This window comes from Microcoleus sp. C2D2 (genome assembly GCF_036702495.1).
Taxonomy (GTDB): Bacteria; Cyanobacteriota; Cyanobacteriia; order Cyanobacteriales; family Microcoleaceae; genus Microcoleus.
Window position 1 is genome coordinate 1 of record NZ_JAUBTO010000199.1, and the last position, 11,359, is coordinate 11,359.

Genomic DNA, 11,359 nt, shown 5'->3' on the forward strand with positions numbered 1-11,359 from the left:
AGAGAAATAAGTTTATTGGCTAGCGTTCTGGGACTACTTAGCTCAGATACCCCAAGCAGCGGTTATTGAGCAGTTACGAGTTTATTAATGCTCCAACGCGGTTTAAAGCTCGCTGAAAAGTATCGTTTGAGACTCGTTACTAACTTTCAGCTTGACCCCGTACAATTAGCATATTATTGCAAAATAAATAATTTTAAATGGTTGCTTAAAAATATGCCAAAAGGCATTTTTTATTATGTTTCAAGCAACAAGAATTTTGCTCAATTTCTGCAAATTCAAGATGCTGTTATTTTGCTGGACGAGATGGGCTTATATGCTCCTTCTTGTCAAAGTTGGACTTTACCCGCAGAAGCACACAATGCAGTTGCAAATAATAGAAAGAGGTTGCAACATATCATATACGCTGCACAGTATCCGACACAGGTACACTCTTCTATTCATAAGATATGTTCTGAAGTGTTATATGCGGAAGGTGTTGCGGTTTGGTCTGACACTCTTCGCAACGATCGACTTTTATTTAAAGATGTTCATCTATTTAAGCCTGCTGAATTTGAGGTCTGGCATGGTAATCCTAGGCTGCGTAAAAATCCTATTAAGTCTATGGTGTTGGCGGAGAAACATTGGAAGGGAATTATAAGCGCTGATGATGCCCAGACTTTCCGTGTTTATGATAGTTTTGGTTTGTTAGAAAAACAAGATGAAAAAGTTATTGCTGACCAATCTTTTGGCTATCAGCCATTTGTTATCTATCCTGATTCTAATAAGGAATTATCGATCGATCAGATAGCTGCCGAGGGTTATTCTTTTGAGGAATTAGACCAAAAGCTTGACTAGTTTTATCAGTCTGACCGCAAGAAAAGAAAGGCAATATATGAGGCGTCTAGCAATAACCCTTTTACTGCTTGGAAAATTGTCGGGAAGGTGCCTATTGATGGTATACACCCTTTTCAATCATCTTTAATTAATCTTTGGCAGTGGATGCCTTCTGATAGTTATAAAGGGCTAGTTAAATTAGACATGGCAATAACTAAAGAATGTTTAACTTGGTCTAAATTTGATGATGAAATGAAGAAGTCGTATAAAATGATGTTTCGACTCGTGATGAGTTTTATTCTTTGCATTGTTAGTCTCATTATGAGTAGTTTTTTGCCCAGACATCCTTTAATATTTTTTGGCTCTTATTTCCTAGCATTTTATTTGCCTACGCACATCTTTAAATAATATGGATGTCGAGACTCTGACGCGGAATGTAAAAATCGATTGGCTTAGGTTTCAAGTTATCACCTACGATCCTTTATTTTTTAGGAAAGTTAGAGAGATTATTGGTTTACCTTTCGAGAAGAAACAAGCATCTTCTTTGCAGGATGTCCGTGAGACTAACGTAATGGCTGCTAATAAGGTTTGGCATGAGTCATGGGAATTTCAAGGCAGTATATTATGTATTAAATATCCACCTACAGGAATTGACGAGCCTTTTACATTTTTAGTTGATTTAAATGGCTCAACTCTTGACGCTTTAGATTTTGATAGAGTGTCTAATTTGTTGTATTTATCGCAGTTAGACACAACTTTTACTGCTCACAGAATTGATATTGCATTAGATTTCCCTGTACAGCCTCGTCGCTTGTTTGCTCATCCTTGGGAGTGTTTAGTCGAAGATGGTTTGTTATTTGGTTATAAAAAAGTTAGACGTATCAGTAATGTTGGTTCTGATGATGGTAATACTGTTTATATTGGCAGTCGAGAATCTAGCCGTTGTTTAAGGATTTATTGTAAAGTTTTCCCTGATGGTAGAGAATTTGACCGATTAGAGGCAGAATTTAAGCGTGAACGGGCGCTTTGGGTTATGAAAGAACTAGCTCAAATTTCTGTTAAAGAATACCCTAAATTTCTTAATGGTGTTGTTTGTGGTCAAGTTAGTTTTATTACAAATCATCCTAGTGTTTTATTTTTTACTAAATACAAATATGGCTCAATAAATGTTCCTAATCCGAGTTTGCATTTAGATATTGAGAAATCAATTAAATTTTTTGAAAAACACGCTCCGACTTTAGCAATGATTTATGAGTTTATGGGTGCTGAACAATTTGATAAGTTTATTCAGAATAATCTACAAGTAGGTAAGCGTAAAATGGGTGTTCGCCATAAAGCTATTTTGTCTAACGCTAAAGCTCTCGGTTTTACCTTTAGCGTTGGTTTGGCAAGTTTTATTCTCATTGCTGCTCAGAGTCCGGCGATCGCTGATGGGATAACTTGTCCTGCTCCTGTTCCTCTGGGTTTTGAATTAAAGCAAAAGTTCCCCGTAGATATTGTTAATCCGACACCAACTGAGCAAGCTTATTTAGATAATGTTGGTGATGGATGTTTTCAAATTAACAGCGGTTTGAACTTTGATAAAATATGCCTACCCGGTATGATTGTTAATGCTCTTAGACCTTTTATCATCATGGGTTTGGGTCTTAGATTTATTTTTAGTGATTAATTAATTATGTTTCTATCTTTTCTTATTGCTACAGCACCCCCACCACCACCACCGACTTATACATGGTGTGTCTTAACTATGATTCAGACTGATACTAGAGAGATGATTGTCGCTGCCTATGGTATGGGAAATGTACCTAGTGGTACTAATTTAAGCTCTCTTTGCCAAGCTTTTTATACCAGAGATGTTAGAGCTGAAAATAAACCTCTTCACCTTATAACTTTTAATGGTGTTCAAAATCAAACTAATCCCGATCTGTTCTATTTATCCAACACTTCTAGACGTGCTTTAACTGCTCAAGAATTGAAGGATTATAATTGTCTTCTTAACAAAAACCCTGGCTCTGCTTTATCAAGTACAGTTCTCGATTTAATGCCTTCTAGCCCTGATTCGATAAGAATTCCCCCTCAAATTATTGCTGCTATTGATTCGGTTAATTCTCCCATTCTCCGCTATGCTGCGGTTGTAATGTACAACACTGGTATTCCTATTATGGCGATTGCTGGCTTGGTTAAGGCTTGGAAATTAGTTAAGAGATAGTTTTATGCTTCTTCGTTTTGCTAAAATTGCTGGCGGTTTGCGTTTGCTAGTTGTTGAGACTGCGCCAATTGTTGCAACATCAGTGGGTTTACTTTCTGCCCGTTCTGCTGCATATCTTGTAGGTTTTGCTTTGGGTAGTATTGCTAGTTCTTGGCTCCCTATCCTTGCTCTGTTGATTTCTGTAACAGGTTTCTGGGGTGCTGGGGCAAATACTGCTGAGTGTGAAGCATACCGCGCACAGATGCGGGCTATTGATGCAGCTAACCGTGCATTAGCTGCAAACTATCAAATTATTTATGCTCCTTATTTAGTAGCTGCTACTGCTTATAGTAAGCGCTATATGCAGTTACTTTACAGCATAGCTCCTAGGTTCAATTCCCTTGAGATATGTAAATATGAATGTGCAGAACGTTGCACTTATAATTCTCATTCAACTTGTGGCTTTTTATGCTGGGGTTGTATGCAGAGAGTACAAAGAGAGTTTTATGAGGCTGTTGATGCTGCTGCTGGTAATCCTCCGACCCCTCCGCCTCCTCCTGCATATCAAAGTTATCCCGCTTGTTCATCTCCTAATTGTCCTCCCGGCAAGAAGACATGGACACAAGTGCTTTGGGCAAGTCCTGGTGGTAATGCTTCAGACCCTAAAGGCTGCTTTATCGTAGCCTATTCTCAAGATGCCCCAACAATTGCTCCAAAAGTTGAATACAATCCTTTTTTACCTAAGTTATTTGTCGAATCTCAAGCTATTTCTTATTACTTGGTAGACGGCGATCGATACCGTGGTCTACAGGATTCTGAATGGAAAAATTTAGAAACTGTTCAGGGATGGGATAAAGGTTATTGGCGAAGTGAGTCAACACATCCAGAGTGTAGGGGCTGGCGTCCTGGTTGGAGTAAAATTGTCAAATAGTATGAATTATTATTTTAGGTTGATTTTCAATTCGTTTAAAATTGGTGTTGCATTTAATTTGTTTACTTTGTTTTTGATTGCTTGTTATACCTTAGTAATCGAATATTATTTTCGCCCTTCTCAACCTCTTTCTAATCCTCGTATAGAATTTGGTACTGCTGTCTCGGGCATGAAAATCTTCTCGGATGCTGACCCTAAAAATCATTCTTTGCGTCCGGCCTGGGGAAAAATTGAGAGTCAATTCGATTTATTTATCCCTGAATTTCAGCTACGGGCGGATTGGAAGCAACCATCGCCCAGACTTGAAAAATGGTGTAAGACTCGGAACTGTTGCGCTCATAGGATCGGATTTAGCGATCGCCGGATTCCTAATTTCCGCTGCTTCACCCTTGACGATTGGTTTTTGAGTAACCGCGATTTTTTGGGTTCCCGTTACGATTCCCCTGTTGCTCTTAATCTGGATGGCTTTTTGTCTAAGCTTCCCAGAGGCTCCCGCGTGCTCGTGAATGAACCCTATATGTTATTCGCCAACCGCGCAAGCTTCAAAGATTTTACTGCTTGGTTTTTGGATTTGACCGCTAGACATCCCGGCCTGACGTTTGAAATTGGTTTGCAGGTGCATTTGCAGTGGATCGATGTCTACTGGCGCGATTATCACGCTTGGCTTATTCCTGCTCTGGGTGATTTTGGCCGCCGTCATCGTATCCGCTGGGGAATAACTGAATTCTCAATCTATGACCGTTTATGGAAACCGAGAATAGCTTACGCGGGCGCTGCTCCTCCCCGTATGCGTTTGATTGATCGGTTTGAACAATTTATCCCCGATCGCTTCCGTCGTGCGATCGTTGCACATCAAGCTTACATTCTGCACCGTGACGCTTTTCAGGCTGGCGCTAGTCATTTTGTTCAGTGGGGTAATTTCCCCACGACTTGGTTTGCTGCTGCTATAGATCCTGGTTACACGTCAACTTTTGAGCTTTATGATTGGGAAGGGAACCCCCAACTAATGTATTGGGCAATTGCTCGCGCTTTAAGTGTAGATACTGTACACACTGTAAGACGACGTAAGATGCCGTAAGACATTAGACATTCTAAACACTTCTAAACATCATGTATTGTATCTATTATCAAAAGCCTGAAACTGTTGTATTGATTGGTAATATGATGATTGCCGATCATTTTGTGGCGATGGGTTATACAGGGACGCTTTGTTTTTCGGTTTGTAAAGATGAACCTAGCGAAGACGATGCTAAACGTATATTTTTTGACGTTTCCCTTACACTGAGCCAACTTTCTCAACTACGTGACGCAATTAATGCTTATTTGTGCTATCAATCAAAATATTCTTTGGCCTCCGATCGATTTCCTCAAAATGAAAGCTCAGAAAATTAATATTGATTTTGCGATCGCTAGTCGTGGGCCGGGGGAGCAGCTAAGCTTGGCACGCCCCCCCGGCCGCGTTGTGGGTGCGCCGCAGGCCCGCAAGGGCAAAAAATAACCGGGTGATACCCGGTGATACCCGGTAAACATCCCACAAAAACACAAAACATGATATACTATCAAATTTCAAAAATTTAACCTAAAAAGCTAGGTCAAGCAGCCGGTGAAATTTTTCGAGTGGCAGCTTGGACGCGCGAGGAGTTTGCTGTAAGTTCAGGGGGCTGCGCCGGACAAGTTGACGCCGAAAAATTAGCGCAGCGGTCATCGGTTGCGGCGTGAGTCTTGAGTTGTTATCCGTTTATGGAAACGGTGGAGCTTTTGAGATCATCCATTTATGGGAACGGGAGGAGTCTTAATCCCAGCCATTTATGGAAATGGTTTAGCTTTCGACTATCCGTTTGTGGAAACGGGAGGGCTCTCGATCTGAGCCGTTTATGGAAATGGTAATACCCGGTAATTTCAATAACTGTTAGGAAAAAACTCGAATAGTAAGTATTAGTTGATAATCTAAATAAAATGGTTAATTAGCCTTTTAAAATCAATTTATACGTTTTTTTCTATTCTTTTAGCCTGTCCGTTCAAGTCCATGGTCTAGCAAATGTCAAAAATTTTGAGTGGCGGGCGTTCCTCGCGAAGACACGAGTATCTTTTTGATACTGTTAGAACGTCCGACCCCAAAATTTAGCGAAGCGGTTGCCTGTTGCGGTCGCGGTGGTGGTTACTGGTTGCAGCGTGGGTGCTAAGTTGTTGGTCTAAATGCGTTTGGGGTCATTTGAATGCGCCACGCTGTTTCCCGTCCGATTTTATTTTCTGTTTTGCTAAAAATAAATGTCCCTCTTTGAAAATGACTTTTGCTAGGTTTTGCCCCGGTCAGCTCTTTAATTTTGGAAGTTGGCAGCAGCATGATGTGGTTGGCGGCATACTCCAGCGCTTTGTATTTTGCCACTGGGTCTAAGTGTTGGGCCAAGTGTTGGGTGTGAGCTTCTAGTAATTCTAGGGTTTCGCTGAAGTTGTTTAGTTGTGTACTGGACTTGTCCATTCGTTTTGAGATTTTAGATTTTGTAGCTTGATATTATTTTGAGGATTTCACTAACTGGCTGTCCAATTGCTAGAGCTTTTCGCACTGCCGGACACTTGCTTTCTGGGCAGTATTTGGCGCGCTGGCGTTTTCCTTCCATCCAGCGGTAACTGTAATAAGGGCCTGTGCATTTGATTTCAGGCCAGTTGATTGAATGTTGCTTGCCACCGCGGCGGATTTTGTAGTGGCTTTCGAGCCAGCCGTTGCCGCTATCTCCTTTGTCGCAGTTCCAGTAGTTTTTAGGGGTTTTAACTTCCCCTACAACAGACTCTACAATTGACTCTGAGACTTCCCCTACAACAGACTCGACTGTTAACTTTGGGATTTCCCCTACAACAGACTCGACTGTTAATTCTGAGGCTTCCCCTACAACAGGCTCGACTGTTAAGTCTGAGGCTTCCCCTACAACAGGCTCTACTGTTAACTCTGAGGCTTCCCCTACAACAGGCTCTACTGTTAACTTAACTTCTTCTGGATACAAAAAATCCCACTGTTTAATGTGGGGATTCCAGAATTTCAGGCTGCCGTCTATCGGGTGTACTTGATTGATTTGGAAAACTTCGCCGCGCTTAACCCATGCTGCGATTGCAGGTTTTTTTCGTACTTTCACCCAGTCGCCGGCTCTGTACACGTGCCCGGTTGCCGCGCTTGTGTTAAACAGCGAAAGCTGGCTGCTGTTCATGGTTTTTCTATGGGTTGATTTAGTTTGTCATGCTACTGATTGCAGCTTCTTAGACGCAGGAGTCAAATCGAGTATTAGCCTGAGTTACAGGAGTTTTGAGTTGTTTCTATGTGTAACTTTGGTTTAAGGAAAGCTACCGTTGCCCCACCCGGTGGCTAATACATTCAGAGAACCCGATGGTGCGGGGTGTTGGTTTTTGGTAATTGGTTTTTGCAAGTGCTGATTATTTTGGCGGACCTAAGTTGTCTGGCAGGTCTTCAATCTTTTCGATTTTCAGTTCTTTACATAGGGCTTTTAGCTGCACTAGCGTTAGTTTTGCTTCTGTTTGACCTGATATCCATCGTTGGTAAGTTGATCGTGGAATTCCGCACTTAAAAGCAAGCTCATCCTGTGAAAGTTCTGTTTTGGTCAGCCTAAGGGTTTCCAATGTTGAATCACCTTCTTGTCTTTTCTTTCTTGGTGTCATTTATTCTATCATGGTTGTATCCCATAATGAAATTTCACTGTGATATCTAAAACTGAAATGTTGTATTGACATAGCAGAAATGAAATGCCATTATGGGATATAGGTGGATGCACAGATTTTTTTCAGCGACTGGATAAACACTTAGCTGCTGAATTTCTGTATTTAGTTTCCCATGAGTGCATTGCATACTCAGTGGGTGGGAGTTTCCTCTCACCCTTACCTTAAATTTCATGCATATCTACACCCGCGAACTTCTAGGCACATACCTGCTGTCAGAACTCAAAAAAATAGCTCTCGGTCTGGGCATCACGCCCGCGGGCAACAAAACCCGCCGAGAAACCTGGATTGCGGCTCTTGTTGGGCAGCCATTTCCCCTGTTTCAATCGATTGCACCCGAAGAGCCAGTCGAAAATTTCCTTGATGCTGATCGCGTCCAGGAGCTGATTGAAAATTTCTTTGGTGTCGAAGTCGATCCAGTTTCTGAGCCGATCGTAGAAGCGGCCAAATATTCCCCCGGTGTTGAAGTCGATCCAGTCTCTGAGCCGATCGTACAAGTGGTCAAAAATTCCCCCGGTGTCGAAGTCGATCCAATCCAGGACCCGAGCGCACCGGTGGCGAAAAATTCCCCCGGTGTCGAACGCGCCCTGGAGTTGATCGAGAATTTGCCCAGCGTCAATTTAGCCGCCAAAAATCTCCCCGGCAGTCGCTCGAAAGCTTCAACAGCTCATCAACTTTTGGAGTTGTTCAAGTGTTCAGCACACATCATTAAGGATTCCCCCGGTGTCAAAACTGAGGTAACAGTGAGTGAAAGTGCGATCGGCTCCGCTGCCAAAAATCCGATCTTGACTGGGGTTACTCTGTCTGATAGGTTCCTCGCTCGCTATTCCCTGCCACAGGCCCAGATTATCCACTTCCAATCTGATGCCGACGGGCAACTGAGCCTGCTTGATTTCAAGCTTCAGATGGAACCTGAGCCGCCAGACCCTGATGATTTTGAATCTATCGAGGAGTTTCGTGAGGATCTCGCTCGCTGGGACCGAGAACATCCAGAAGAACTTGCCGTTTCCCTTGACTCCTTCTGTGAGTGGGTTCCGTGTCCCGATACTTGGTACGAATCGGCTGAAGTGGTGGAAGTTGCACCATCGGTGGCGATCGAAAGTTCCATCACTTGCAACTTTTTTATTCCCACTTTTGACGAGGAGTGCGATCGGTTCAACAGAAGTGACGAACCGCCCGACACAGGGATTTATGCAAGATTGCCCAAGCCAAACCCTCCCAGTTTTCCCCCGATGGCTCTCGGTCAAGCGCATACCAAACGCAGCTTAAACCCAGCCCAAACTCATCCCAAACTCATTTCAAACTCATCCCAAACTCATACTCATTGCATTGCCGCTGGCAGTAGTACCCAGCCAGCCCGATCGCCTCCGTCCGGTGATGCTGGATTCTAAATGGTTTGTTTTCCATATCTCCATCATTTGCCGTTCGCGAGCACTCTTTTGAGTGAAGGAAGGGCGATCGCTTTTTTACCAACTACCAATTACTGCAATGATTAACATCAAAATTACCGCACCGGTTTACAAGCGCGATGAATGGGGACATTTTGACCGCAAAGTTGACATTCAGGTTGCTGCTGATGTAGAGACTTTTTCTGAAGGTTATGCTTTTTTGAGGACACAGATTGACGAGTTGTTGCAGCAGTCAGGTGCTGAAAATCAGATGCTCCTCAAACTTCATGATTTGGAGAAGCATATTTCTCGGAGAGAAAAAGCTCTTGAGTCTCTTGACAACAAAATAGAAATTGCCAACGGTCAACTGCAACGTCTTCAAAACTTTTTAGAGCGTTTGGGAATTGACCCTGGCTCTTATTCCTTGTTTATTGCTAATCAACCTATAGGATTAAAATCCGCTTCTGAAGTTGTTACAACAGAGGTTGAAAATGACCCTATCCCTTTTAACTGTTTGGATGATGATGATGATGACAATCCTCACGAATTTTAACTATGAATGTTGAAGAGCAACTTGCTCAACTTCAGGCTCAATTAATTTCTGCTCAAGTTGAGATTGAGCGACTTCGGCAACAGAATGACCAGATGCAATCGCGCATCCGCGCTCAGTCTGAAATTATTAATAGAGCCAAGGATATTAATCCTGTTGCGCGTCCTAGTTTTAAAAGAGTGTTGGCTCTGGCTCAAGCTGCCTGTTTTGATTTGTGTAAGAGTCCTGCTGGTGGTTGGCTTCTTAGTCTGGGGCAGCGGTTTCGCAAGTTTAAAACTCTCGGTCAAATTTGGGATATTTTGTGCTTAGACGATTGGTTTTTGGAGGATTTACTTGGAGATTTTTTAGCAGTTAAACCTCATAATTTCAATACTCCCCGTGATTTTGATTGGGATAATCGTCGTTCAGGTGGCATTTTGACTCAAGCTCAAAATTCCTTTGAAGTTTGGCATTCTTTTGCTGGTGCGATTCCTTTTTCCTCTGAATAACCGCCTGATTATGGCTGTGCGACTTAGCGGCCGAAACTCTTTTTTGAGTAGCGGATCGAGTCCAAATCATCCGTCAATTAATTGAGTTGTGACTTAGGGCTTTATAAATGAAACAAGCTCTTGAGGCTTTTTTGACTTCATAAGCTCGGTCACTGCTTAATTAATTGCTATTCCCTGTGCAATTTTTCGCTTTAAGAGTGAATTAGGCTCTTAGTGGCCTTTGGGTGATTCATAAGCTTTGCTGCGGGGATTTGGAAAATATCACCCTAAAAACTTTATGCAAATTCTTGGACTTGACATTAGCAAGGCCTCACTTTCTGCTTGCCTGTTAACAGAGAAACCAACTGAACCTCGACAATTTTATTACGATTGTGACTTTCACAAGTTTGAAGCTACGGCTTTTGGAATTCGTGGACTGTTAACCTTAATTGGTGATGATTTAGCTAACACAATTGCTGTGATGGAACCCACAGGGGTTAATTACCAATTGCTTTGGGGAACTCACCTTGCCAGAGCTGGTGTAGAAGTTCGCCTCGTCGGCCATAAAGAGCTGCGGTCATTCCGCGAGCACCATCTAGGACTGCCTGACAAAGATGACGATGCCGATGCTTTGGCGCTGGCGATTTATGGCTGGGATTACTTGGAAGCGCCTCGCCGTTTTGTCCAAGTGCGATCGCAAACTATTGTCCAAATTCGCCGCTTGGTTCTGCGACTGTCTCACCTCAACCGCGTGCAGTCGCCAATTATCAACCGCGCTCGCCAGGATTTAGCGTGGCAATTCCCAGAAGCGGCCCTCGTGCGATCGGTGCGATCTGGTGAAAAAGTGCCGTTATTTTGGGGCTGGTTATGCGGGCAGCGACCGTCAGTTAAATATGATTTGATGCTCCAGCAGTCGATTGGGTTGGGAATAGATGAAGGGGTGCGGCTCCACGCTGCGCGAATTTGTGACATCCAGCGTGAAGAAATGGCAGTCGAATTTGAGCTTTCTAAACTTGTAAGCGAGCCGCAGTTCTTGCCGTATCGCAAAGTTTTTGCCCGTTTTGGTTTTGGCCGCCGAGTCGAGGCTTTGCTGCTTTCTCAGATTTATCCGTTTGAAAATTACCTTGCCGCCGACGGTAAACCTGATGTGAAGATTCGTAACGGTCGCCTGTCTGACAAACCTACTAAGCGGCACTTATCACAACGCCGTTTTTGTAAAGCACTAGTAGAAGTAGGCGGGAGTTAACCTACCATTGATTATTGCTTCAATGCTTTGCCCAAATAAGTCCATTTGAAGGG

Annotated in this window: 13 protein-coding genes; 10 read left to right on the forward strand and 3 right to left on the reverse strand. The window is 43.0% G+C overall.

The genetic code is table 11. The features are described from left to right. Positions 1-87 precede the first annotated feature (87 nt). The 6 genes from QUB61_RS34675 (at position 88) to QUB61_RS34700 (ending at position 5,324) form a co-directional block, all read left to right on the forward strand. Positions 88-834: a hypothetical protein gene (locus QUB61_RS34675; protein WP_333135419.1), complete on the forward strand. Its 747-nt coding sequence runs from the start codon at positions 88-90 to the stop codon at positions 832-834. 388 nt (positions 835-1,222) lie between these two features. Further along, complete coding sequence (locus tag QUB61_RS34680; protein ID WP_333135421.1) at positions 1,223-2,482, forward strand: replication initiation factor domain-containing protein; 1,260 nt, start codon at positions 1,223-1,225, stop codon at positions 2,480-2,482. Positions 2,483-2,560: 78 nt separating this feature from the next. Next, on the forward strand, positions 2,561-3,022 hold the full coding sequence (locus QUB61_RS34685) for a hypothetical protein (RefSeq protein WP_333135423.1): 462 nt from the start codon (positions 2,561-2,563) through the stop codon (positions 3,020-3,022). A gap of 4 nt (positions 3,023-3,026) precedes the next feature. Then, positions 3,027-3,932 carry a hypothetical protein gene (locus QUB61_RS34690; RefSeq protein WP_333135425.1) on the forward strand — a complete coding sequence of 302 codons (906 nt, stop codon included), beginning with the start codon at positions 3,027-3,029 and terminating at the stop codon, positions 3,930-3,932. A 1-nt stretch (position 3,933) separates the two neighbouring features. Further along, positions 3,934-5,010, forward strand: coding sequence for a hypothetical protein (locus tag QUB61_RS34695; protein WP_333135427.1), 1,077 nt, complete (start codon positions 3,934-3,936; stop codon positions 5,008-5,010). A gap of 83 nt (positions 5,011-5,093) precedes the next feature. Beyond that, a complete protein-coding gene (locus QUB61_RS34700) occupies positions 5,094-5,324 on the forward strand; it encodes a hypothetical protein (RefSeq protein ID WP_333135429.1) in 231 nt (76 codons plus the stop codon). A 787-nt stretch (positions 5,325-6,111) separates the two neighbouring features. Here QUB61_RS34700 and QUB61_RS34705 read toward each other — a convergent pair. From QUB61_RS34705 to QUB61_RS34715, 3 genes are all read right to left on the reverse strand, one after another. After that, on the reverse strand, positions 6,112-6,411 hold the full coding sequence (locus QUB61_RS34705; protein ID WP_333135431.1) for a hypothetical protein: 300 nt from the start codon (positions 6,409-6,411) through the stop codon (positions 6,112-6,114). Positions 6,412-6,424: 13 nt separating this feature from the next. Further along, positions 6,425-7,132, reverse strand: coding sequence for a hypothetical protein (locus QUB61_RS34710; RefSeq protein WP_333135433.1), 708 nt, complete (start codon positions 7,130-7,132; stop codon positions 6,425-6,427). A gap of 223 nt (positions 7,133-7,355) precedes the next feature. Next, on the reverse strand, positions 7,356-7,598 hold the full coding sequence (locus QUB61_RS34715) for a helix-turn-helix transcriptional regulator (protein WP_333135435.1): 243 nt from the start codon (positions 7,596-7,598) through the stop codon (positions 7,356-7,358). Between the two features lie 230 nt (positions 7,599-7,828). Between QUB61_RS34715 and QUB61_RS34720 the strand changes: the two genes are divergently transcribed. The 4 genes from QUB61_RS34720 (at position 7,829) to QUB61_RS34735 (ending at position 11,306) form a co-directional block, all read left to right on the forward strand. Then, positions 7,829-9,046, forward strand: a complete 1,218-nt coding sequence (locus QUB61_RS34720) for a hypothetical protein (protein ID WP_333135437.1) — start codon at positions 7,829-7,831, stop codon at positions 9,044-9,046. A 97-nt stretch (positions 9,047-9,143) separates the two neighbouring features. Further along, positions 9,144-9,596: a hypothetical protein gene (locus tag QUB61_RS34725; RefSeq protein ID WP_333190337.1), complete on the forward strand. Its 453-nt coding sequence runs from the start codon at positions 9,144-9,146 to the stop codon at positions 9,594-9,596. Positions 9,597-9,598: 2 nt separating this feature from the next. Continuing rightward, a complete protein-coding gene (locus tag QUB61_RS34730; protein WP_333136800.1) occupies positions 9,599-10,081 on the forward strand; it encodes a hypothetical protein in 483 nt (160 codons plus the stop codon). Between the two features lie 277 nt (positions 10,082-10,358). Then, positions 10,359-11,306, forward strand: a complete 948-nt coding sequence (locus tag QUB61_RS34735; protein ID WP_333136798.1) for an IS110 family transposase — start codon at positions 10,359-10,361, stop codon at positions 11,304-11,306. The last annotated feature ends 53 nt before the right edge of the window (positions 11,307-11,359 follow it).

What these genes read in the sequence shown, in the direction of transcription:
- QUB61_RS34675 (WP_333135419.1), top strand. Translation starts at nt 88, where the DNA reads ATGCTCCAACGCGGTTTAAAGCTCGCTGAAAAGTATCGTTTGAGACTC.
- QUB61_RS34680 (WP_333135421.1), top strand. Translation starts at nt 1,223, where the DNA reads ATGGATGTCGAGACTCTGACGCGGAATGTAAAAATCGATTGGCTTAGG.
- QUB61_RS34685 (WP_333135423.1), top strand. Translation starts at nt 2,561, where the DNA reads ATGATTCAGACTGATACTAGAGAGATGATTGTCGCTGCCTATGGTATG.
- QUB61_RS34690 (WP_333135425.1), top strand. Translation starts at nt 3,027, where the DNA reads ATGCTTCTTCGTTTTGCTAAAATTGCTGGCGGTTTGCGTTTGCTAGTT.
- QUB61_RS34695 (WP_333135427.1), top strand. Translation starts at nt 3,934, where the DNA reads ATGAATTATTATTTTAGGTTGATTTTCAATTCGTTTAAAATTGGTGTT.
- QUB61_RS34700 (WP_333135429.1), top strand. Translation starts at nt 5,094, where the DNA reads ATGATGATTGCCGATCATTTTGTGGCGATGGGTTATACAGGGACGCTT.
- QUB61_RS34705 (WP_333135431.1), bottom strand. Translation starts at nt 6,411, where the DNA reads ATGGACAAGTCCAGTACACAACTAAACAACTTCAGCGAAACCCTAGAA.
- QUB61_RS34710 (WP_333135433.1), bottom strand. Translation starts at nt 7,132, where the DNA reads ATGAACAGCAGCCAGCTTTCGCTGTTTAACACAAGCGCGGCAACCGGG.
- QUB61_RS34715 (WP_333135435.1), bottom strand. Translation starts at nt 7,598, where the DNA reads ATGACACCAAGAAAGAAAAGACAAGAAGGTGATTCAACATTGGAAACC.
- QUB61_RS34720 (WP_333135437.1), top strand. Translation starts at nt 7,829, where the DNA reads ATGCATATCTACACCCGCGAACTTCTAGGCACATACCTGCTGTCAGAA.
- QUB61_RS34725 (WP_333190337.1), top strand. Translation starts at nt 9,144, where the DNA reads ATGATTAACATCAAAATTACCGCACCGGTTTACAAGCGCGATGAATGG.
- QUB61_RS34730 (WP_333136800.1), top strand. Translation starts at nt 9,599, where the DNA reads ATGAATGTTGAAGAGCAACTTGCTCAACTTCAGGCTCAATTAATTTCT.
- QUB61_RS34735 (WP_333136798.1), top strand. Translation starts at nt 10,359, where the DNA reads ATGCAAATTCTTGGACTTGACATTAGCAAGGCCTCACTTTCTGCTTGC.